The sequence below is a fragment of the Billgrantia kenyensis genome (assembly GCF_013697085.1).
Taxonomy (GTDB): Bacteria; Pseudomonadota; Gammaproteobacteria; order Pseudomonadales; family Halomonadaceae; genus Halomonas; species Halomonas kenyensis.
The window spans coordinates 138,284-160,030 of sequence record NZ_JACEFT010000002.1 but is presented as its reverse complement, the minus strand read 5'-3'; the positions used below and the strand labels follow the sequence as shown (position 1 = coordinate 160,030).

Below are 21,747 nucleotides of genomic sequence, written 5' to 3'. Positions count from 1 at the left end.
CACCTCCCGCTGAGTGGCGTGTGGCGCCGGCGTGCCGTTGTTGTCATTGGTGCACATGGCGGCTCAGCCTCGACGCACGTTCTTGAAGGCACGTGTCTGCTCGGTCAGGGCGCGCTCCGTGGGTAGCCTCTCCATGCTCGAGGCGCCGTAGAAACCATGACAGTGCGAGCAGCGCGCCAGCACGTATTCGGCATCCTCGGGGTCGGCGATGGGTCCGCCATGGCAGAGCACGATGACATCGTCACGCACCGCTCGGGCCGCCGCCGCCCACTCGTTGATGGCCGCGACGCAGTCGTCCAGGCTCATGGCGGTCTCGGCGCCGATGCTGCCCCCGGTGGTGAGGCCCATGTGGCAGACGATGATGTCGGCCCCGGCCTCGGTCATGGCCCGGGCATCCGCGGCGCTGAAGACGTAGGGCGTGGTGAGCAGTCCGGCCTGGCGCGCCAGGCGGATCATCTCCACCTCCTGGGCGTAGCTCATGCCGGTCTCTTCCAGGTTGGCGCGGAAGGTGCCGTCGATCAGGCCCACGGTGGGAAAGTTCTGCACCCCGGCAAAGCCCATCGCCTTGAGCTCGGCGAGAAACGGCTCCATGAAGACGAAGGGGTCGGTGCCGCAGACGCCTGCCAGCACCGGGGTCTTCTGGGTCACCGGGAGCACCTCCCGGGCCATCTCCTTGACGATCTCGTTGGCGTTGCCATAGGGCATGATGCCGGCCAGCGAGCCGCGCCCCGCCATGCGGTAGCGCCCCGAGTTGTAGATCACGATCAGGTCGATGCCACCGGCCTCCTCGCACTTGGCCGATAGCCCGGTGCCGGCTCCGCCGCCCACGATCACCTCACCGCGCTCCACCATGGCCTGAAACTGCGCCATCAGTTCTTCTCGATTCCACTTTCTCAAGGGTGCCTCCTGGGGTCTGTCGCCATGACTTCCTGAAAATGCTCGACCAGGGCGGCGGCAAATTCGGGATCGTTGATATGGAAGGGGTAACGGATCAGCCGACGCTCGGGAGTCTGCACCACGGTCTGCTCCAGCGCCTCGAACAGGGCGGCATCGGCGGCGGGGTCGTGAAAGGGCTGGCCGGGCGCGTCGAGCATCGAGACACCGCCTTCCGGCAGCAGAAAGCGCACCGGCCCCTGGCAGCGATTGAGCTTCTCGCCGATCCAGCGCCCCATGCGTGCATTCTCTTCCGGCGTGGTGCGCATCAGCGTGACCTGTGGGTTGTGTTCATAGAGCAGGCGCTGACGGTAGGCGGCCGGCACCGTGTCCAGGGCGCCGAAGTTGACCATGTCCAGCGCCCCCACCGAGCCGACATAGGGCACCGAGGTGCGCGCGACGACGTCGAGGCGCTCCTCGCCGGCGCTGAACACGCCGCCCATGAACAGGTCGCAGATCTCGGTGGTGGTGACGTCGAGCAGGCCGGCGACCATGCCGCTGGCGGCCAGCTTCTCCATCGATTGCCCGCCGGTGCCGGTGGCGTGGAACACCAGGCAGTCGAATGTCTCCTCGAGCGTGTCGGTGACCTGGGTGACGCACGCGGTAGTGACGCCGAACATGCTCAGGCCAATGGCCGGCTTACCGTCGTCCACTTCGGGTATCCGGCCCTGCAGCATGCCGGCCAGGGCGTTGGCGGCGTTGCCCAGGACCCGACGCGAGATGCGATTGATGCCGGCCACGTCGGTGACGGAGTAGATCATGGCGATATCGCTCGGCCCCACGTAGGGCGCGACGTTGCCGGAGGCTACCGTCGAGACCATGACCTTGGGCACTCCCACGTCCAGGTCGCGCATCGCCGGGGTGATTAGGGCCGTGCCCCCCGAGCCGCCGAGGCCGATGACGCCTCCCACGTCCTGGCGGCTGGCCAGCAGGCGGCGCAGGGCCTCGGCCATGGCAGCGACGGCGCGGCCACGGTCGTTGACGAACACTTCCTCGGGGCCGTCAGGGTGGCTGGCCGCCACGTCCGCGGCGCGGATATCCGCGATGTCGCTGTCCTCGCCTCGTGTGCTGACGTCGACGATGACGGTCTCGAGGCCCGGTGCCTGCAGCAGGCTGCGCACATAGCGCAGCTCGGCGGCTTTCGTATCGCAGGTGCCGATAATGTAAGCTTTCAAGCCCATGGCGTGTCTCCTTTGCAGCCGCCGTCGTGTCGCAGCGGCCTCCTTGTTATTAGCCTGTCTCTTGCAGCAAGCGTGCCAAGTGGCCCAGGCCCTGCGCCAGGCGGGTTTTGGCCCACCAGCCGTTTCACACAACGAGTAACATGGGGTAAGCGAATGCCCAGAATGACTCATAACGACCCATCGAGGTCGACATGACCCCCGCCATCGCCGGCCATCTGGTCGGCAGCCTCGAGGCCGCCTGGGCGCATGGCGGCACGCCCAGTCTGCTCAGCCCCTTCACCGCCCGGCTGCCGGCAAGCCTGGCCGATCTGGCCGGCAGCCTGCCGATCGGCGATGCCAACGGCGAGCTGCTGGCGTCGACCCGCGGCGAGACGCCGTTCCCCGAGCACGCCTTCGCCGGCGTGCTGGCGACCGACCCCTTCCGCCTCGCGGATGACCTGCTCGACATGCTCTCCCGACGCGGCTGCCGTGGGGTGGCCAACTGGCCCTCCAGCGCGCTGCTCGGCGGGACCATGGGCGAGGCGCTGAGCCATTCGAAGCTCGGCCATGACGAGGAGATGGCCTTCCTCGCCCTGGCCGGCGAGCGGGGCTTTCGCACCCTCGCCGTAATCGCCAGCGAGGCGCAGTTGGCTGCGGCACTGCCGGCCAGGCCAAGCCAGCTGCTGGTGGCAGTGAGTGTGTCCGTCAGCAAGAACCCGGCGACGGCGGGGGCGATGGTGGAGAGGCTGCTGGAGAAAGTGAGGGAGGCCGGCTACGCGCCCTGGCTCTACGAGCATGCCGGCGTCAAGGCACTGCTCGAGCCGCTGCAGACCCGGGCCGAGGTGATCCTCCGCCACCCGGGGCCTGGTGAGGTATAGCCTTGCCTAGAGCAGGCCGTAGCGTCGCATCTTGTTGTAGAGGGTCTTGCGCGCCAGGCCCAGCTCGGCTGCCGTGTCCTGGCGCCGAAAGCGGTTGCGCCGCAGCGCATCGAGGATCCAGTCGCGCTCGTTCTCGGGCAGGGCGAGCGGCTCGGCCGACGGCGCTGGGGCCGTCGTCGGGACCACCTCGGCGCGCGGCAGGCTGCCCTGCAGCGCAGGCAGGTCATCGAGGGTGACTACGTCGCGCTCGCACATCACCACGGCGCGCTCGAGCACGTTGCGCAGCTCCCGCACGTTGCCCGGCCAAGGGTGCTGCATCAGCAGGCGATAGGCCGAGGCATCCATCTCGCGCACCCGGGGGTTCACTTCGGCGGCGATGCGCGGCAGCAGGTGGCGCACCAGCAGGGGAATGTCCTCGATGCGCTCGCGCAGGGGCGGCAGGCGTATCTCCACGGCGTTGAGCCGGTAGAGCAGGTCCTCGCGGAAGCGGCCCTCGGCCACCAGGCCGCGCAGCGAGCGGTTGGTGGCACAGATCAGGCGGGCGTCGGTATGGCGCGGCGTATTGCTGCCCAGGCGCTCGAAGACACCATCCTCGAGCACCCGCAGCAGCTTGGCCTGCAGCGCCAGTTCCAGGTCGCCGATCTCGTCGAGCATCAGGGAGGTGCCGTGAGCCTGCTCGAAGCGTCCCACCCGCGCCTTGAGGGCCCCGGTGAAGGCGCCGGCCTCGTGGCCGAACAGCTCGCTCTCGAGCAGCTCACGGGGAATAGCGGCGCAGTTGACCGCCACCAGGCGCTGGTGGCGGCGCGAGCTGCTGAGGTGGATGGCGCGTGCCACCAGTTCCTTGCCGGTGCCGTTCTCTCCGGTCACCAGCACGGAGATGTCGCTCTCGGCCACCTTGCGAATCATCCGCACCACTTCGGTAATCGCCGCGGAGCGGCCGATGAGACCGAACTCGTGACCATCGCCCAGCCACTCGCTCTTGAGGTCGTGCAGGCGGCTCTGCAACTGGGCCACCGCCTTGTAGGCCGAGGTGGTCTCGGCCACTGCGGCTTCCAGCGGGATCCGGTCGATGGTCGAGCCGCCGATATAGCCGTTGGCGCCGGACACCTCCGCGACCTTCTTGGCCTCGTCCGGGGTCGTGATGGGCCCGCCCTCGACGGTACACAGCAGGCCGGGGTAGCGCGCCCTCACCGACTCGCAGATCACCCGCGCATGCTCGGCGGCCTCGTCCAGGCTGAAGCGGCTGGGCACGCCGCTGACACCGCCGGCGTTCCAGCCGTAGTTGATGCACAGCATGTCGACCCCGGCCTCGGCCATCTGCCTGGCCTCATCCAGCTCGCGCACATAGCCGCAGGTCTGCAGGCCGGCCTCGCGGGCCAGCCTCAGAAGCTGCACCTCCCGTCCCAGGCCGACGCCGCTGCGCTCGAGACGCGCGCGCATGGCACCATCGAAGTGGACCGCGGTGGGAAAGTTGCAGATGCCCTGGAAGCCGGCTTCGCCGACCTGGCTGACCAGCGCCTCGAGGTCGCAGCCGGGGTCGAACACACAGGCGCCGAAATAGACCGGCAGGGAGACCCGCGTGAGGATCTCGGCACGGGAAAATTGCATGACGGCACCGTTGTTGTCGGTGATCGGCAGCATGCAGGAGATGGAGGGACCGCCCTGTACACGCAGCCGGCCGGCATTGAGCGCCAGCAGGAAGTCCGCGCCCCCATGGGCAGCGGCCTTGGCCGTCATGCCGGTGCCGATGGCGGCACCCACCAGGAAGCGACGATTGTGGAGAGTCGATGCGTTGGACATGAGTGGCATTAGAGCCCGTCAGCGCCGTCATCACAAGGCTGCGGGAGGCCGGGCGCTCAACGCCCGGGCAAGCCCTCGCGGCGAGCGAACCAGCTCTCCAGGATCAGCACCGCGGCAATGCCGTCGACGCCGTCGTCACGGTAGCTCTTGGCGGGATTGCGCAGCAGCCCGGACTCCCGTGCGATGGCCTTGGCCTCGCGGGTGGAGCCGCGCTCGTCGACCATTTCGCAGGGTTTGCCGTAGCGCCCGTACAGGCGCTTGCCGAACTTGCGTGCCCGGGTGCTCATCGCCGACTCGCTGCCGTCCATGTTGAGCGGCAGCCCCACCACGAACAGGTCCGGCTGCCACTCTTCGACCAGCCGCGTGACGACGTTCCAGTCGGGGATGCCGTCGCGGGCCGGCAGCGGCTCGAGCTGACGGGCGCTGGCCAGCAGCTCGTTGCCCACCGCCACGCCGATACGGCGGGTGCCGAAGTCGAAGGCGAGGATCAGGCGCGTTCCCGCTGGGGTCATTACGAGTGTCCGGCCTCTCGCGACATCAGGTTGAGGTCGATGCCGAGAATGCCGGCAGCGGCGCTCAGGCGCTGCTCCGGCGGGACCTTGAACAGGATGTCCGCCTCCGCCTCGACGGTGAGCCAGGCGTTGTCCTTGAGCTCCTGCTCGAGCTGGCCTGCCTCCCAGCCGGCACAGCCCAGGCACACCAGGAACTCCTCGGGACCGCGACCGGCGGCCAGTGCCAGCAGGATATCCATCGAAGTGGTCAGGGCGATATCGTCATCCACCTGGATGCTGGAGTCCCAGGGTGTGCTGGAGCCACGGTGCAGGATGAAGCCGCGGTCCTTGTGGGTCGGGCCGCCGAAGTAGACCGGCGCGTCGCGATGTGGGCTCTCCTCACCGCCGAGTTCGAGCTGTTCGAACAGCGCTTCCAGGGTGATCTCCAGCGGCCGGTTGACGATCACGCCCATGGTGCCATTCTCGTCATGATCGCAGAGATAGCTGAGGCTGCCGGCAAAGTTGGGATCTTCCAGGTGCGGCATCGCCAGCAGAAAATGATGTCTCAAGCCAAGGTTTTGCACGGATTGCATGGGACTCCCGATGGCGGGTAGCAGGCCCTACCGAACGCCGAAATGATTACCTTGACCGAACCGCCAGACGCGGGTGATGGAGAGGCTGTCGAGATCCCCCATGGTGCTGTCGAAGGGCCGGTAGGGCCCGGCACCATGCACGGTGTCGAGTGCCGCCTGATCGAGTTCGGCATGTCCTGAGGATTGTATCACCTCCGCCTGGCGAAGCTGACCATCCCGTCCGATTACTACACGAATGCGCAGCTGGCCATGCAGATGGCTGGGTGCAGGGTGGACACGGTTGCCATAGTCCTCGACGCGCCGGGTCCAGTCGTCGATGTAGCGTGCCTCGGCGGCGCGCTGGGCCGCCGTTCGCGGAGACTCGTCGCTGGATCCGGCAAGGCTGGCATCGAGCCCCTGCTGGCGAATGCTGCTGGTGGCCTGGGCCAGCAGGTCGCGTCCCGACGCCGAGGATGCCGCAGCGGTGGGCGCCGAGGGGGCCTCCGAGGCCTGGGGAGCGCTTTCACGCGGCTCCTCCAGCGGCTGAGGCTCGCTTGCCTGCTCGGCCTCGGGCGGTGCCTCCAGCGAGGATTCAAGGGGAGCGTCAGACTGCTCGGCCGTCTCGGCCTCCGAGGGGGTGGCAGGATCCACGGCGCTATCCGGGGTCTCGAGGACCGGTAGCTCGTCCAGCGCGGCCGCTCGCTGCTCGGCAGGTTCTGCCTCGGTCGGCTCGCCGGCGGCCTGCTGATCCGCCTCGGCGATGGCCTCGGCCTCGCTTGGCGCCTCGGCCGGGCGTGTCACCAGCACCACGTCCAGGCTCGTGCGCTCGGCCGGCGCCGGGGAGAGCTGCCAGCTCGCCACTACGCCAATGATCAGCAGATGCAGCAGCAGCGCGGCGGACAGCGCCAGCCAGCGCCGATAGGGCCGCGTCACCGGCGCGTAATGGATCGGGTCGCTGATCGAGGCCACCATGGGCGGGAGTATCCCCCAAGAATTTCTCGTCGTTTAACTGCGTTGAGCCAGGCGCCGCGCGATGGCGTCCATCAGCAGGCCGGCGATATCGGTGCCGCGCTGGTCGTCGATCTCGCGCACGCAGGTGGGGCTGGTCACGTTGATCTCGGTGATGTAGTCGCCGATCACGTCGAGGCCGACGAACATCAGCCCCTTCTCGCGGATCATCGGCTGTACCTGCTCGATCAGCCAGTGGTCTCGCGAGGTCAGCTCGCGGCTGATGCCGGTGCCGCCGGCGGCCAGGTTGCCACGGGTCTCGCCGGCCATGGGCACCCGAGCGAGGCCATAGGGCACCGGCTCGCCCTCCACCAGCAGGATACGCGTGTCGCCATCCTTGATCTCGGGAATGTAGCGCTGGGCCATGATCTGGCGCTGCCCGTGTTCGGTCAGCATCTCGATGATGGCACCCAGATTGCGCCCCTCGGGCTGCACATGGAACACCCCGCTTCCGCCCATGCCGTCCAGCGGCTTGAAGATCACGTCCTGATGCTCGGCGTGGAAGTCGCGCAGCACCGGCTCGCTGCACGACACCAGCGTCGGGGTGCAGCACTGCGGGAACTGCTGGGCAAAGAGCTTCTCGTTGCATTCAAGCAGCGCCCGGGTGGGATTGACCACCAGCACGCCCTCGCGTTCCGCAAAACCCAGCAGATGCACGGCATTGAGGAAGTGGGCGTCGACCGGCGGATCCTTGCGCATCAGGACCACGTCGAGCTCGGCCAGCGGCCGGGTTTCCGGCGCTCCCAGGGCGTACCAGTCGTCGGGGTTGCGGAACGCGGTGAGGTCGCGCATTCGCGCATGAGCGCGTCCATCACGTAGGTAGAGGTCCTCCTGCTCCATGTAGTGCAGCGACCAGCCGCGCTCCTGGGCCGCCCACAGCATGGCCAGGGTGGTGTCCTTCTTGTAAGTGAGGTGGGCAATGGTGTCCATCACCACGCCCACCCGCAGGCAGCGTTCGCTCTTCGGTTGGCTCATTCGGCAGCGTTTCCAGAGTGGTACGGGAAGTGAACGCAGTATGACCCAGGGCAGCGGGCAACTCCAAGACGGCTTGACAAGGCCGGGGGCGGGCCTCTATTTTAGTTTCAAATGAAACTAAATGATCATCATCCTCCCACCACCGTGAGCCCCGTCATGATCGATATCCAGCAGATCCACCACGTCGCCTACCGCTGCCGCGATGCCAAGGAGACCGTCGAGTGGTACCAGGACAAGCTCGACATGGACTTCCTGGTCGCCATCGCTGAGGACCGCGTCCCTTCCACCAAGGCGCCCGACCCCTACATGCACCTGTTCCTGGATGCCGGTAACGGCAACATCCTGGCCTTCTTCGAGCTGCCCAACTCCCCCGAGATGGGACGCGATCCTAATACGCCGGAGTGGGTCCAGCACATCGCCTTCCAGGTCGCCGACGAGGCGGCGCTGCTGTCGGCCAAGGCGCAGCTGGAAAGCAAGGGGGTGGAGGTGGTCGGACCCACCGAGCACGGCATCATCCGCTCGATCTACTTCTTCGATCCCAACGGCCATCGCCTGGAGCTGACCTACGTGAAGGGCACGCCGGCACAGATGAAGCAGCTCAAGGAGGTGGCACCGGCGATGGTCGAGGAGTGGTCGAAGACCAAGCGCGCACCCAAGCACGCCGCCTGGCTGCACGAGGAGGAGTTCAAGGCGCTCGACTGAGCGCCTCAATCAACCCGAACTCGGGCCGGATCTGCAGTGGCCCCCGGCGCCAGCCGGATGCCGTGGGCCTCGATGACGATCAGGCGGCGTTTGTAGAGCCGCCCGATGGCCTGCTTGAAGGCGTTCTTGCTCACCCCCAGGCGCGACTTGATCTCGGCGGCATCGCTCTTGTCGCTCAGGGGCAGGTAGCCGCCGCTTTCACGCAGCGCCTTGAGCACCTGTTCGCCCACCACGTCGAGGCGCGCCGCCCCCGGCGGCAGCAGCGACAGGTCGAGTCGACCGTCGTCGCGCACCCGTTTGACGTAGCCCTGAGTGCGCTGCCCGCGACGCAGCGGCCGGGTGACGTCGTCGCGATAGAGCAGCCCCCAGTAGCGGTGGTTCACCACCGCCTTGTAGCCGAGATCGGTGGCGTCGGCGACGATGAGCTCCACTTCGTCGCCCGGCACCAGCCCCGTCGCCTCGTCCTGCACGAAGCGGTCGAGCTTCTGCGAGGCCACCGGACGCCCCTGCTGATCCTCGTAGAGCCGCACCAGCACCCGCTTGCCCGGCGTGGGCCGAAAGCGCTGCTCGCCGAAGGGCAGCAGCACGTCCCGTGGATGGCCCCAGTCGAGGAAGGCGCCGGTCTCGTTGACCGTGACCACCTCCAGATAGGCCACCTCGCCCACCTGCGCCCTGGGGGCACGTGGCCGGCGTTCACGCGGGCCGCTCGATGAGGGCCGTGAAACGGGTGGGTGACCCTGGCGACGGTCGCTGGGGGAAGAGGCCATAATGGAACTCCACGTCGATTTGCGCTTCATTATGGCGCTTGCCGGGGCATGAGCAAGCGCAGGGTCACAGGTCGCCGAAGCGATACTGCAGCAGCGTGAGCGCCACCACCGGGGCGGTTTCGGTGCGCAGGATGCGCGGACCGAGCGAGAGCGGAGAGAAGCCTGCCGCCATGGCGGCCTCGACCTCGGTCTCGGCCAGCCCGCCCTCGGGGCCGATCAGCAGGGCGGCATCGGCGGGCGCCTCACGGCGCTCGAGGGCGCCTGCAGCTGCGGGGTGCAGCACCAGCCGCAGCGCCTCGCTGCGCTCGGCGAGCCACTGGGTCAGGCCGGCGGGGGGATGGACGGTCGGCACCACGGCGCGGCCGCACTGCTCGCAGGCGCTGGCGGCCACCGCCTGCCAGTGAGCCTGCTTCTTTGCCTCACGCTCGCCCTTGAGGCGCACGTCGCCGTGCTCGCTGTAGAGCGGGGTGATGGCGGCCACGCCCAGCTCGACGGCCTTCTGGATGGCGTAGTCCATGCGATCGCCCTTGGAGATCGCCTGCCCCAGGTGCACCGCCAGCGGCGACTCGCCGCGGCCCGCCTCGACCGCCTCGATGCGCGCCACCACCTGCTTGCGGCCGGCCTCGACGAGTCGCGCCCGGGCCTCGCGGCCGGCGCCGTCGAACAGGATCAGGGGCGCGCCCTCGCCCAGGCGCAGCACCCGCGCCACATGGCGTGCCGGCCCTTCGGGCAGAACGACGTCGCCGCCGACGGTGAAGTCGGCGGCGACGTGGATGCGCGGCGCTTTCTTGATGCTCATCACGGCCAGCGGACAGCCCTTACTGGGTGGTCTGCTCGCCCTGCTGCTGGGCCTGCTCGGCCTCGCGCTTCTTCTTCTGGGCGTAGATCGCCTCGAAGTTGACCGGCGCCAGCATCAGGGGCGGGAAACCGCCGCGGTTGACCAGGTTGTCGATGCACTCGCGGGCGTAGGGGAACAGCACGTTGGGGCAGAAGGCACCCAGGGTGTGTTCGAGCTGTGCGCCCTCGATGCCGCTGATACGGAACAGGCCGGCCTGTTCGATCTCGGCGAGGAAGGAAGTGGTGCCCTCTTCGCTGTGGCGGACCTGGGCAGTGACCTTGATCGCCACCTCGTAGAGGTCATCACCCACCTTGCGGCTGCTGGTGTTCAGGTCCAGACCCACCTTGGGCTTGAACGGCTGCTGGAAGACCGCCGGGGAGTTGGGCGCCTCGAAGGAGATGTCCTTGACATAGATGCGCTGCACGGCGAACTGGAGCTGCTGCTTCTGCTGATCTGCCGCGGCCTGGTTGCCGCCGGCAGCGTTCTGGCTGTTCTCTTCGGCCATGGGAAAGCTTCCTTTTTGCGTTCTTGCGTCTTGTGTATTGGCTATTTCTTGACCACCGGCAGGCCATCGCCCTGCCACTGCATCATGCCGCCCTTGAGCTTGAAGACCCGGGAGAAGCCGGCCTTGGCCAGCTTGGCCACGGTGACGCCGGCAGATTGACCGCTCTTGCAGACCACGATGATCGGCTTCTCCTTCTGCTTCTCCAGCTCCTTCATGCGATCATCGATCTTGCTCTGGGGGATGTTGAGCGCCCCGGCGATATGACCGGCCTTGAAGTCACCCGTCTCCCGGGTATCCACCACGACGGCGTCCTCGCGGTTTATCAGCTGGGTTGCCTCGCTGGAGGTCACGCCGCTGGCGGCACTGTTACGGACCTCATAGATGATCCAGGCGGTAAGCACCATGAGAAAAGCGCCCACCAGAAGGGGGTGATTCTGCACGAATTCGAACAGCTGATCGATCATGAGTCCGGCACACTCTTTTTCGGAAATAGCGACAATATCGGTAGGGTAGGGCACCCGGAAGGCGAGAGTATACACCATGCGGCAAGAGCCCGCGGCATGCCTCTCGGCGGCATGTCGGAACCATGACGCTCGCCCGACCGTGCGTTATGATGCCGCAAGCCGACACAAGTCGCGACCCCCGTCGTCCAGGAGCCTGTCCCGAACGGCCTGAAATCGACGCTGGAGCCCGCCGCCGCGCCATCGCCAGGAAGCCAACCGGCGCGGGCAGCCTCCCGGACGGCCCGATGTCGCGCCCATTTCGATCAAGAGGCCCACGATCCCCATGACGACCGAGACACCTCCGCGCCCCGTTGCCCTGATCATTCTCGACGGCTACGGCCACAACCCCGACCCCACCGATAACGCCGTGGCTGCCGCACACACCCCGAACATGGATCGCCTGTGGCAGCAGCAGCCCCACGCCCTGCTGCACACCGACGGCAAGTACGTGGGCCTGCCCGAGGGGCAGATGGGCAATTCCGAGGTCGGTCACATGAACCTGGGGGCAGGCCGGGTCGTCTACCAGGAGCTCACGCGTATCTCGAAGGCGATCGAGGATGGCGATCTCGACGTCATCGCCGAGCTGACCGACGCCATCGACGCCGCCGTGAGCGCCGGCCGCGCCGTGCACCTGCTGGGCCTGCTTTCGCCCGGCGGCGTGCACAGCCACGAGGATCACATCCTGGCCATGGCCGAACTGGCCGCCCGACGCGGTGCCCAGCGCATCTATGTGCACGGCTTCCTCGACGGCCGCGACATGCCGCCGCGCAGCGCTCTGCCTTCCATCGAGCGCACCAACGCCCGGCTCTCGGAGCTGGTCGGCGCCGACAATGGCTTCGTCGCCTCTATCGTGGGCCGCTACTTCGCCATGGATCGCGATAACCGCTGGGATCGCGTGGAGAAGGCCTACCGTCTGCTTACCGAGGGCCTCGGCGAGTATGAAGCCACCAGCGCCGAGGAGGGCCTGCGCGCGGCCTACGATCGCGGCGAGAACGACGAATTCGTCGCCGCCACCGTGGTGCGTAACGGCGAGGGACCGGCAACCATCGACGACGGCGATGCCGCCATCTTCATGAACTTTCGCGCCGACCGCGCCCGCGAGCTGACCCGCGCCTTCGTCGAGGATGGCTTCGACGGCTTCGCGCGCCGCGTACGCCCCCAATTGGCCGGCGGCAGCCTGGTCACACTGACCCAGTACGCCGCCGACATCCCGGCGCCGGCCGCTTTCCCGCCGGCGGACCTGCACAACACCCTGGGCGAGGTGATGGAGCAACGCGGCCTGACCCAGCTGCGCATCGCCGAGACCGAGAAGTATGCCCACGTTACCTTCTTCTTCTCCGGCGGGCGTGAGGCCGAGTTCGAGGGCGAGACCCGGATCCTGGTGCCCTCGCCGCAGGAGGTCAAGACCTACGACGAGAAGCCCGAGATGAGCGCCGTGGAAGTCACCGACCGCCTGGTGGAGGCGATCGACTCGGGCGATTACGACCTGATCGTGTGCAACTACGCCAACGGCGACATGGTCGGCCATACCGGCGACTTCAGCGCCGCGGTGAAGGCCATCGAGGCAGTCGACGCCTGCGTTGGCCGCGTGGTGGAGGCCATCGAGCGCGCCGGTGGCGCCTGCCTGGTCACCGCCGACCACGGCAATGCCGAGCAGATGGTCAACCCCGATACCGGCGTGGCCCAGACCGCCCACACCACCTTCGAGGTACCGCTGATCTACGTCGGCCCCGACTCCGTCCGGCTGCTGGATGACGGCCGCCTGTGCGACATCGCGCCGACGCTGCTGACGATGATGAAGCAGCCGATTCCCGAGGAGATGAGCGGTCGGGTACTGATCGAACCGGCATGACCACCCTTCACGAGCCATCCCGGCCATGAACCGATTCCGCCAGCATTCGCCCCGGGTCCTGCTGGCGGCCCTGCTCCTGCTGCCGGGCCTGGCCATGCTCGGGCCCGGGCTGGGCAGCTCGCAGGCCCAGCCCAGCGAGCGCGAGGCACGCGAGCGCCTCGACGCCATCGGCAGCGAGATCCAGGGACTCAGCCGCCGCCTGGGCCAGACCCGCGAGGCCCAGGACGAGGCCAGCCGCGAGCTGCGCCAGGTCGAGACCGAGCTTGCCGAAACGCACCGCCGGCTGGATGAAATACAGGCCGATCGACGGCGCCTAGGCGACGAGATCGCTGCCCTCGAGGCTGCTCGCAGCGAGCTGCAGACTGAGCGTGCCGAGCAGGTCGAGATGCTCAACGTCCAGCTCGACGCCCTGTACCGGCTGGGCCACACGCCGCAGCTCAAGCTGCTGCTCAACCAGGACGACCCGGCCCGGCTCGACCGCCTGCAGGCCTACCTCAACCATCTGGCCCGGGCGCGCAACGAACGCCTCGATGACATCGCCCGGCTTGATACCGAGCTGAGCGAGAACCGCCGTGAGTTGCAGGCACGCGACGAGCGGATGGATACCCTTGCCGACGAGCTGGCAACCCGTAGCAGCGATCTCGCCAAGCGCATGGCCGAGCGTGAGAGCCTGGTGGCGGATCTCGGTGCACGCTATAGCGACGAGCAGTCGCGTCTGGAGCGCCTGAATCGCGACCGCAGCGACGCGGAGCGCATGCTCGAGCAGGTGCGCGAGGAACTCGCCAGGTTGGAGCGCCCGCCGCCCTCCACTGCCATCGAACGCACCCAGGGCGACCTGCCCTGGCCGGTTCAGGGTAACGTGGCCTCGCGCTATCGGCGCGACGACGGCGTGCACTACAACGGCATCCTGATCGAAGCCAGCGAGGGCACCCCGGTCAAGGCAGTGCATGCCGGGCGCGTGGTCTTTGCCGACTGGATGCGCGGCTTCGGCAACTTGCTGATCATCGACCACGGCGATAACGTCATGACCCTGTATGCCCACCTGCAGCGCTTCGACGCCACCGTTGGCCAGGCGGTCTCGGGCGGCGACACGCTGGGGGCGGTGGGCAACAGCGGTGGCCACACCACGGCGGCGCTCTACTTCGAGGTGCGCCGCAACGGCGACCCCATCGACCCCCAGGCCTGGATCGCACGGAGATGACGATGACAGGGATTTCACAACTCCAGGCCGTCGGGCTATGCTGGACTGCCTCGCCTCGCAACCGCGGAGTTCGCATGTCTTTCCGTTCCATCCGCCGACTGCCCACCCTGCTCGCCGCCGCGCTGCTGACGCTGGGACTCGCCTCACCGCCTGTCGCGGCCCAGGCGACTCCGGACGCCGACACGCTGCCGCTGGAGGACATCCAGACCTTTGCCGAGGTGTTCGAGCGGATCAAGCGGGCCTACGTGGATGAGGTCGACGACAGCACCCTGCTGCGCAACGCCATGCGCGGCATGCTCAGTGAGCTGGACCCGCACTCCGCCTACCTCGACCGGCGCGAATTCCAGAGCCTGCGGGAGTCTACCGAAGGCGAGTTCGGCGGCATCGGCATCGAGGTCGGCCTCGAGGAGGGACGCCTGACCATCATCACGCCGATCGACGACACTCCAGCCTCCCGCGCCGGCCTGCAAGCGCGCGACGTGATCCTGGAAATCGACGGCTCCTCCACCGAACGGCTGTCGCTGCAGGAATCGGTCAACCTGATGCGCGGCGAGCCCGGCAGCCAGATCGAGCTGATGATCCTGCGCAGCGGCGAAGAGGATGCGCTGGAAGTCACCCTCACCCGCGAGATCATCCGCACCGAGAGCGTACGCAGCGAGATGCTGGAGCCAGGCTATGGCTACCTGCGGGTCAGCCAGTTCCAGAGCCGCACCGGCGAGCAGGTCAATGCCGCCATCCGCCGCATGGAGCGCGACGGTGCCCTGCAGGGCCTGGTGCTGGATCTGCGCAACAACCCCGGCGGTGTGCTGCAGGCCGCGGTAGCCGTGGCCGATGCGTTCCTCGACAGTGGCCTGGTGGTGTACACCGAGGGGCGCCTGCCCGACACCCAGATGGAGTTTTCCGCTGGTCGAGAGACGGCCGCCCCGGACGTGCCCCTTGTCGTGCTGATCAACGGCGGCAGCGCCTCCGCCGCAGAAATCGTGGCAGGCGCACTGCAGGACCAGCGACGCGCGGTGATCATGGGCACCGAAAGCTTTGGCAAGGGCTCGGTGCAGCAGGTCATGCCGCTGGGTAACGGCGAAGGACTCAAGCTGACCACGGCGCTTTACTACACGCCGGACGGACGCTCGATCCAGGCGCTGGGTATCGAGCCCGATGTCAGGGTCGAGCGCGGCCGGCTCGAAGTGACCGAGAGCAGCCGCCAGCTGCGCGAAGCCGACCTGGAAGGGCACCTGCGTTCACGCAGCGAGCCACGTGTCTCCGCCGCCATGGCCGAGCGCCTGCGTGAGGATTACCAGCTCGGCGAAGCGCTCAATCTGCTCAAGGCGCTCAACGTCCTGGATCGGCGCGACCGCTGACGCTGCGTCTCGGCTCACTGCCGGCACACAGCGTCAGCGACAGGATGCCGGCAGCCGCCCCCGCTCGCCGATTGCCTGGCACATCAGCAGCCGCTTGATCGGTACCAGCCGGTCGACGCCGGAGAGCCCCAGATTGCGCGTCAGCGTGACGAGAGGGTTAGGCGTGCCGAACAGCAGGCGGAAACCATCCATCAGTGCCAGCATGGCGGCATTGTCACCGCGCCGACGCCTGGCGTAACGCTCCAGTATTCGCGGCTCGCCCAGGCCGATGCCACGCTGCCGCGCCGAGACCAGCTCCTCGGCCAGTACCGCCACATCCATGAGTCCCAGGTTCACGCCCTGGCCTGCCAGTGGATGAATGCTGTGCGCCGCGTCGCCCACCAGGGCAAAGCCGGGCTTGGTGTAGCACTCCGCATGCCGCTGGGTCAGCGGCACCGCCAGCGCCCGATCGACGACCGTCACTGCCCCCAGGCGCGCTTCGAAGGCCGTCTGCAGCTCATGTGCCAGGGCCTCCGGCGCCAACGCCGTGAGCCTCTCGGCCTCCTCGGGCGAGGTCGACCAGACGATCGAACAGAAGCGTGAGTCGCCCTCCACCGTCAGCGGCAGGAACGCCAGCGGACCGCTCTCACGAAATACCTGGCGCGCCACACCACCGTGCTCGAGTTCGGTGTGCACCGTCGTGACCACCGCGACATGTCCCGTCTCGCGGGCACGTACGGCAATACCCGCCATCTCGCGCAGCGGCGAGCGCGCGCCATCCGCCGCCACCACCAGCGGCGCCGACAGGCGGCGGCCATCGTCGAGTTCCACCACGCAACCCTCGGCGGCCTCATGCAGCGCGTTCACCCGGGACCCCAGCTGAACGGTCACCGTGGGCAGCTCGTCCAGGCGCCGCTCCAGCGCCGCAAGCACCACGTCGTTCTCGACGATATGACCGAGCAGCGGCACACCCGCCTGTTCGGCGGAAAAGTTGACCTCACCGCTACCTTCGCTGTCCCACACCTGCATATATCGATAGGGCGTCACCCGGCGCGCCGCCATCCAGGGCCAGACGGCCAACCGCTCCAGCAGGCGCTGGGAGACCGGGGTCAGGGCGCTGACCCGCATGGCCGGCTGGCCCTTGCCCACCTCATCGGCCGCCAGCGGCTCGGGGCGTGCATCGAGCAGGGCCACGGCCACTCCCGCCTGGCCCACCAGCGCCCCCAGCGCGGCACCTACCATGCCGCCTCCGACCACGATGACCTCGAAGTGCGATATCGGCTGTGCCGTTTCCGTCATGGCTCGCTCTCTCGTAACTGGCTGATTCCATGCCACTCTCCCGCGGCACAGGATTTTTGATCCATTGGGTCTCTGCCTTCAGCGCTCCAGGCCCATGGCACGGCGAGCCAGCCCGCGGCGCAGGGGACCGCAAAGGTTGAGCCCCACCAGGCCGGCCGCTCGTGCATGCGCCAGCAGGGCATTGTCGATGCCGAACAGGCGTACCAGGCCGTCGCTGAAACGAATTACCTGATGTCGGTCGACGATACGCCTGGCCTCGAAGTCACGCAGGGTCAGCATGCTACCCAGCGGCTCGCCCTCGGCAAGCGCCTGCTCCAGCGCAGCCACCAGGTCGGTCACACCACGCAGGGCGAGATTGAAGCCCTGTCCGGCCACCGGGTGGAGCGAATGGGCGGCATTGCCCAGTACCGCCAGGCCCGGCCGCACCGCCTCACGCGCCGTCACCAGGGTCAGAGGATAGGCATGACGACTGCCGACACGGCGAAAACGTCCGGCGCGATCGCCGAAGGCACGCTGTAGTTCAGCGAGAAAATCGCCGTCCCCGAGCCCCAGTCGGGCAGCTTCCCGCCCGACGGCATGGGTCCAGATCAAGGCCATCTGCTGTCCCGGCAGCGGCAGCAAGGCAATGGGCCCTTCGCGGGTGAAGCGCTCGTAGGCGACCCCATCGTGCGGGTGGCTCATCTCAACGTTGGCGATCAGCGCCACCTGATCGTACGGCGTCGCATCGCTGGCAATACCCAACTGCTCCTTGAGCCCGGAGCGCCCGCCATCGGCCAGCACCGCCAAGCCTGCCTGAAGCGTACAGCCATTGGAGAGAGCGAGTCGATAACCTTCACCCTCGGGAACGATGGATTCCACGTTGGCGGGGCAGTGCCACTCGATGGGCAGTTCGGCCAGACGCCGATGCAGCACACGCCCAATCCAGGCATTGGGAATGACATGACCCAGCGCCGGCTGGCCGAGCTCGGCAGCAGTCAGTCGAGTCACGCCCAGGCGACCCTTCTCGCTGACGTGGATGCGCTGGATCGTCGCAGCCTGCTCGGCCATTGCGTCCCACAGCCCCATGGCACGAAAACGCTCCGCCGAGCCCTGGGCAATGGCACTGGAGCGTGCATCGAAGCTGGGCTGCCAGGGTGTTGCCGCGACATCGAGCATGGGAGCGACTTCGACCACTGCCACAGACAGGCCATGGCGCTCGATCAGCGGTGCCAGGGCACAGGCCAGGCTGGCGCCAACCAGCCCGCCGCCGACGATGGCGACGTCCACCTGACGCGAGCTGACCGCCGTCATGAGGCCATACCCGTACTACAAAACGTCATTATGTAATGTAAATTACGTAATTTCATAGAAGCAGCATCCCTCACTGGTTACTCCTTAGCCATCAGCGCCTCGATCTCGGCCATCCGCTTGGGCACGTCGCCGGTCAGTACCTCCTGTCCCTCGGATGTCACCGCGACGTCATCCTCGATGCGGATGCCAATGCCGCGATACTGCTCGGGGATATCCTCATCGGTCGGGGTGTAGAGCCCGGGCTCTACCGTCAGCACCATGCCCGGCTCCAGCGGTCTTGGCTTGCCCTCGATGCGATAGTCCCCCACATCGTGCACGTCGAGCCCCAGCCAGTGGGAGGTCGAGTGAAGGTAAAAGCGCTTGTAGCTTTCGTCCTCGATGCGCGCTTCCACCTCGCCTTCGAGCAGTCCCAGCCGGATCAGGCCGGCCGTGAGGTCGCGCACCACGCCGTCATGAACCTCGACCAGGGTCACGCCGGGGCGAACAGCGGCCACGGCGCGCTCCTGGGCAGTCAGCACCACCTCGTACAGGTCGCGCTGGGCACCGCTGAAGCGACCACCCACCGGGAAGGTACGGGTGATGTCGCCGGCATAGAGCTCGAACTCAGCCCCGGCATCGATCAGCACCAGCTCGCCCTCACGTAACGGCTTGTTATTCTCGATGTAGTGCAGCACACAAGCATTGCCGCCGCCACCCACGATGCTGGCGTAAGCCGGGCCACTGCCGCCGTGCCAACGAAACTCATGCTCTAGCTCGGCCTGGAGCTGGTACTCGCCAAGCCCAGGGCGGGCGGCGCGCATGGCGCGCCGATGTGCCAGCGCCGAGATCCTCGCTGCGTGACGCATCAGGGCGAGCTCCCCCTCGCTCTTGAGCAGGCGCATCTCATTCAGCAGCGGGGCTAGATCGACATAGCGCTGGGGCGGGCAAGCGCCACGACGCACTCGCCCGGCCAGACGCTCGCGTACCTCTTCGGCCAGCGCCAGGCTCTCGGCGTCGCCGAGCATCAGGTACAGACTGGTCCGACCGTCGAGCAGGGTTTCCAGGCATTGATCACGTTCGGCATTCTCGAAGGCCTGATCGACACCGTGCTCGCGTATGGCGCCCTCGGCCCCCAGGCGGATGCCGGTCCAGGCCTCGAGGCTTGGATCGCGATCCTGGCAGAACAGCACGCTCTCGCCTTCGTCACGCCCCGGAAGCAGCAGCAGCAGGGCATCGGGCTCGGGAAATCCGGTGAGATAATGAAAGTCGCTGTTCTGACGGAAGGGGTGGTCGCTGTCACGCGAGCGGGTTACCAGGCCGGCACCGGGCAGCAACACGGCGCTGTGTGCCGGAAGCTGCTGCATCAGCGCCGCCCGGCGGGCGTGGTATTCGTCGTTGCCGATCGGCGCGGGGCGGGGCAGGGGGTCGGGCAGCATCATGGCTCCTTGTGTACTCCGGGTAAGGGGGGAGGGCGCAGCCTAATGGTGGGTCGGCTCGCTTGATTCCACCTGCGGCCGGCCGGGATGCTGCTCCGTGTATAGCAGCATGGCGGCCATGCGTGCATGTTCGGTCAAGGCGAAGAGATCATTTTCGTTCTCGGCATTATCGTCGAGGTCGGTCTCGATGGCAGTCAGGCCACCCAGGTCCTCAATGGCCTCGCGCAGCGCCTGGGACCAGCGTTCGCGCTTGGCCTCGCCGGCGTCGTCGATGACCTCGAGAAAACCGAGCGTCCACTCCTGCAGCCCCCGGGCCCGCTCGGACAGCGAGAAGAGTTCATCGGGCAGCAGCGGCTCGTAGTTGAGGCCGCTGTCGGCGAGCGCCTCCAGGGCCTGGCGACGCCAGCCCAGCAGGGTCTCGGCGCTGGCGCGGTCACGGGGCTGCTCGACGCCGAGCCCCAGGCAGACCTCTTCCAGCCAGGCCTCGGCGGCAAGGTCCTGCAGCGCCAGCTCGGCGCACAGCCGACCATCGAGAAAAGCCGGCGACTGCATGCTGCCATGGGAGAGGAAGAGGTCGGCCAGGGTGGAAAAGTCCAGTCGTTCGTCGATCGAAGACATGCGGGGAACCCCTATCGGTTACGGTGATGGACCTCTCGCCGACGGCGCTGCGTTGACCGCCTGCGAAAGGCTCTCTTATAGTGGATGATTGAATTGATGTGTCTTGTTTGGCTGGATGGTAACGCATCGGGACGACAAGCCAACACCGGAGCCCAGCATGAGCGATGACGCCACTCGCACCACCGCACAGGTGACCCTACTGGGAAGCCATTATGTATTCGCCTGCAAACCGGGCGAGGAGCGCAAGCTGGAGCGGGCCGCTCGCTATCTCGACCGCGCCATGCAGGGTATCCACTCGCAGAACAACCTGCTCGGCGGCGAACGAGTGGCGCTGATGGCCGCCCTGAACATCGCCCATGAACTGCTCGAAGTGCTGGATACACGGCGTGACGAGGAGCGCCAGCTGAGCCTGCTCAGCGAGCGCCTGGAGCAAGCCATGGCCAGCGCTGCACGCAGTAACACAACTCCTGCCGAATGAGATTGGACCTACCCCCCGCCTCTGATAGGATGAAGATGTTCCCTGGGGTGTTGGCCAGTCGTTGAAGTCCCTCGAGCCTATGAGCAATACCCAGGGCGGCCATTAGCTAGCCGGACCCGTGTGCATGTCCGTGCGTCGGAAAGCCTGACGGTTCGGCTGCGGCCACCCACCTTGAACCAAGGGTTCAAGGGCCAGAACGACAGCGGCACTCTGGGGAACCTTAGCGTATCATGCCTCTACTGCCCGACGCTCTTGTCGCCGACGACTTCGCTTCTCGCCGCCAGCTTCGCCAGGCTCTGCGCCAGCGACGGCGGTCCTTGAGCCCGAGCCAGCGCAAGCAAGCCGACCGTGCCCTGTGTCATCGCCTGAGGCAGCTGCCCGAGCTGCACCGCGCCAGGCGAGTCGCGCTATACCTTCCCAACGACGGCGAGATCGACCCCCGCCCGCTCATTCCCTGGCTGACCCAGCGCGGCGTACGAGTCTACCTTCCCGTGTTGAAGCCGCTTTCCGACAATACCCTGTGGTTCGTGCACTACCACCCGGGAACGCCCATGCGCCGCAACCGCTTTGGCATCCCTGAACCGCAGACCCGCCATGGCGCCCATCGTGCACGCCGGCAGGCAACCTGGGCACTGGACCTGATCCTGCTGCCCCTGGTCGGTTTTGACGACCAGGGCCAGCGCATGGGCATGGGCGGCGGTTTCTACGACCGCAGCCTGGCGTTCACCCGGCGACCGGGACCGCGGCCGACACTGATCGGGCTGGCCCACGACTGCCAGCGGGTAGACTGCCTGCCGGCGGCCCCCTGGGACGTACCGCTCGACGCCATCGTCAGCGACTCGCGGGTCGTGCGTCCCTGAGCCTCGCGATCTGCATATAAAAAAACCGGTCGAAGCCTGGCTTCGACCGGTTCCATCGCTTATCTGATCATGGCACTGCCTGCCGACTCAGCCGCCTGCCAGCGCCTGGGCGTAACCGGTGACGACGACGCCAATGCCAAATGCCAGCACCAGTGCCATGACCAGATCGGGCTTACGCTTCATTGTTACCAACTCCTGACGTTCCCGTGATTGAACCGTGACGGCGGCAGCCGTGACAGCGCCGACTATAGGGCTTGGCAGGCGT

At 67.3% G+C, this 21,747-nt stretch carries 22 protein-coding genes and 1 other RNA gene; 8 read left to right on the top strand and 15 right to left on the bottom strand.

The window, feature by feature from the left end:
• Window positions 1–63 precede the first annotated feature (63 nt).
• The gene (locus H1D44_RS03295) at window positions 64–897 is read right to left on the bottom strand and encodes a phosphoenolpyruvate hydrolase family protein (protein ID WP_220127948.1); all 834 of its coding nucleotides are present in this window, start codon (window positions 895–897) and stop codon (window positions 64–66) included.
• Window positions 894–2,114: a Tm-1-like ATP-binding domain-containing protein gene (locus H1D44_RS03290; RefSeq protein WP_181513418.1), complete on the bottom strand. Its 1,221-nt coding sequence runs from the start codon at window positions 2,112–2,114 to the stop codon at window positions 894–896. Before H1D44_RS03290 ends, H1D44_RS03295 begins: the two co-directional genes overlap by 4 nt.
• Before the next feature lie 191 nt (window positions 2,115–2,305).
• Here H1D44_RS03290 and H1D44_RS03285 point away from each other — a divergent pair, with 191 nt between their 5' ends.
• Entirely contained in the window at window positions 2,306–2,971 is a 666-nt protein-coding gene (locus H1D44_RS03285) for a phosphoenolpyruvate hydrolase family protein (RefSeq protein WP_181513417.1), read from the top strand.
• A 6-nt stretch (window positions 2,972–2,977) separates the two neighbouring features.
• On the opposite strand, the gene H1D44_RS03280 is transcribed toward H1D44_RS03285, so the two are convergent.
• The 5 genes from H1D44_RS03280 to gshB are packed head-to-tail and all read right to left on the bottom strand — an operon-like array spanning window position 2,978 to window position 7,817.
• Window positions 2,978–4,780 carry a phosphoenolpyruvate hydrolase family protein gene (locus H1D44_RS03280; protein ID WP_181513416.1) on the bottom strand — a complete coding sequence of 601 codons (1,803 nt, stop codon included), beginning with the start codon at window positions 4,778–4,780 and terminating at the stop codon, window positions 2,978–2,980.
• 47 nt (window positions 4,781–4,827) lie between these two features.
• A complete protein-coding gene (gene ruvX / locus H1D44_RS03275; RefSeq protein ID WP_181513415.1) occupies window positions 4,828–5,283 on the bottom strand; it encodes a Holliday junction resolvase RuvX in 456 nt (151 codons plus the stop codon).
• Window positions 5,283–5,855: a YqgE/AlgH family protein gene (locus tag H1D44_RS03270; protein WP_181513414.1), complete on the bottom strand. Its 573-nt coding sequence runs from the start codon at window positions 5,853–5,855 to the stop codon at window positions 5,283–5,285. Before H1D44_RS03270 ends, ruvX begins: the two co-directional genes overlap by 1 nt.
• Window positions 5,856–5,882: 27 nt before the next feature.
• Window positions 5,883–6,806, bottom strand: coding sequence for a TonB family protein (locus tag H1D44_RS03265; protein ID WP_181513413.1), 924 nt, complete (start codon window positions 6,804–6,806; stop codon window positions 5,883–5,885).
• Window positions 6,807–6,839: 33 nt separating this feature from the next.
• Window positions 6,840–7,817 carry a glutathione synthase gene (gene gshB / locus H1D44_RS03260; protein WP_181513412.1) on the bottom strand — a complete coding sequence of 326 codons (978 nt, stop codon included), beginning with the start codon at window positions 7,815–7,817 and terminating at the stop codon, window positions 6,840–6,842.
• Window positions 7,818–7,973: 156 nt separating this feature from the next.
• Here gshB and H1D44_RS03255 point away from each other — a divergent pair, with 156 nt between their 5' ends.
• Window positions 7,974–8,519 (top strand): VOC family protein, encoded by a 546-nt coding sequence (locus tag H1D44_RS03255; protein WP_181513411.1) that lies wholly within the window; start codon window positions 7,974–7,976, stop codon window positions 8,517–8,519.
• A 5-nt stretch (window positions 8,520–8,524) separates the two neighbouring features.
• Here H1D44_RS03255 and H1D44_RS03250 read toward each other — a convergent pair whose 3' ends face one another.
• From H1D44_RS03250 to H1D44_RS03235, 4 genes are all read right to left on the bottom strand, one after another.
• The gene (locus H1D44_RS03250) at window positions 8,525–9,286 is read right to left on the bottom strand and encodes a CvfB family protein (protein WP_220127947.1); all 762 of its coding nucleotides are present in this window, start codon (window positions 9,284–9,286) and stop codon (window positions 8,525–8,527) included.
• A 64-nt stretch (window positions 9,287–9,350) separates the two neighbouring features.
• Window positions 9,351–10,085: a 16S rRNA (uracil(1498)-N(3))-methyltransferase gene (locus H1D44_RS03245; RefSeq protein WP_181513410.1), complete on the bottom strand. Its 735-nt coding sequence runs from the start codon at window positions 10,083–10,085 to the stop codon at window positions 9,351–9,353.
• 19 nt (window positions 10,086–10,104) lie between these two features.
• A complete protein-coding gene (secB, locus tag H1D44_RS03240; protein WP_181513409.1) occupies window positions 10,105–10,629 on the bottom strand; it encodes a protein-export chaperone SecB in 525 nt (174 codons plus the stop codon).
• Between the two features lie 41 nt (window positions 10,630–10,670).
• Window positions 10,671–11,093 carry a rhodanese-like domain-containing protein gene (locus tag H1D44_RS03235; RefSeq protein WP_181513408.1) on the bottom strand — a complete coding sequence of 141 codons (423 nt, stop codon included), beginning with the start codon at window positions 11,091–11,093 and terminating at the stop codon, window positions 10,671–10,673.
• A 322-nt stretch (window positions 11,094–11,415) separates the two neighbouring features.
• Between H1D44_RS03235 and gpmI the strand changes: the two genes are divergently transcribed.
• The 3 genes from gpmI to H1D44_RS03220 all read left to right on the top strand — a co-directional run bounded on the left by gpmI (window position 11,416) and on the right by H1D44_RS03220 (window position 15,543).
• The gene (gene gpmI, locus H1D44_RS03230; protein WP_181513407.1) at window positions 11,416–12,984 is read left to right on the top strand and encodes a 2,3-bisphosphoglycerate-independent phosphoglycerate mutase; all 1,569 of its coding nucleotides are present in this window, start codon (window positions 11,416–11,418) and stop codon (window positions 12,982–12,984) included.
• A 25-nt stretch (window positions 12,985–13,009) separates the two neighbouring features.
• Window positions 13,010–14,185: a murein hydrolase activator EnvC family protein gene (locus H1D44_RS03225; protein WP_181513406.1), complete on the top strand. Its 1,176-nt coding sequence runs from the start codon at window positions 13,010–13,012 to the stop codon at window positions 14,183–14,185.
• Between the two features lie 74 nt (window positions 14,186–14,259).
• On the top strand, window positions 14,260–15,543 hold the full coding sequence (locus H1D44_RS03220; RefSeq protein ID WP_181513405.1) for a S41 family peptidase: 1,284 nt from the start codon (window positions 14,260–14,262) through the stop codon (window positions 15,541–15,543).
• 33 nt (window positions 15,544–15,576) lie between these two features.
• Here H1D44_RS03220 and H1D44_RS03215 read toward each other — a convergent pair whose 3' ends face one another.
• The 4 genes from H1D44_RS03215 to H1D44_RS03200 form a co-directional block, all read right to left on the bottom strand.
• A complete protein-coding gene (locus H1D44_RS03215) occupies window positions 15,577–16,821 on the bottom strand; it encodes a UbiH/UbiF/VisC/COQ6 family ubiquinone biosynthesis hydroxylase (RefSeq protein WP_181513404.1) in 1,245 nt (414 codons plus the stop codon).
• Window positions 16,822–16,899: 78 nt separating this feature from the next.
• Window positions 16,900–18,111 carry a 2-octaprenyl-6-methoxyphenyl hydroxylase gene (gene ubiH, locus H1D44_RS03210; protein ID WP_181513403.1) on the bottom strand — a complete coding sequence of 404 codons (1,212 nt, stop codon included), beginning with the start codon at window positions 18,109–18,111 and terminating at the stop codon, window positions 16,900–16,902.
• A 77-nt stretch (window positions 18,112–18,188) separates the two neighbouring features.
• The gene (pepP, locus tag H1D44_RS03205; RefSeq protein ID WP_181513402.1) at window positions 18,189–19,526 is read right to left on the bottom strand and encodes a Xaa-Pro aminopeptidase; all 1,338 of its coding nucleotides are present in this window, start codon (window positions 19,524–19,526) and stop codon (window positions 18,189–18,191) included.
• Window positions 19,527–19,568: 42 nt separating this feature from the next.
• Window positions 19,569–20,144: a UPF0149 family protein gene (locus H1D44_RS03200; RefSeq protein ID WP_181513401.1), complete on the bottom strand. Its 576-nt coding sequence runs from the start codon at window positions 20,142–20,144 to the stop codon at window positions 19,569–19,571.
• A 157-nt stretch (window positions 20,145–20,301) separates the two neighbouring features.
• Here H1D44_RS03200 and H1D44_RS03195 point away from each other — a divergent pair, with 157 nt between their 5' ends.
• The 3 genes from H1D44_RS03195 (at window position 20,302) to H1D44_RS03185 (ending at window position 21,482) form a co-directional block, all read left to right on the top strand.
• Window positions 20,302–20,622: a cell division protein ZapA gene (locus H1D44_RS03195; RefSeq protein ID WP_181513400.1), complete on the top strand. Its 321-nt coding sequence runs from the start codon at window positions 20,302–20,304 to the stop codon at window positions 20,620–20,622.
• A gap of 36 nt (window positions 20,623–20,658) precedes the next feature.
• A non-coding RNA gene (gene ssrS, locus H1D44_RS03190) (6S RNA) lies at window positions 20,659–20,843 on the top strand.
• A gap of 9 nt (window positions 20,844–20,852) precedes the next feature.
• Window positions 20,853–21,482 (top strand): 5-formyltetrahydrofolate cyclo-ligase, encoded by a 630-nt coding sequence (locus tag H1D44_RS03185; protein WP_181513399.1) that lies wholly within the window; start codon window positions 20,853–20,855, stop codon window positions 21,480–21,482.
• Window positions 21,483–21,747 lie beyond the last annotated feature (265 nt).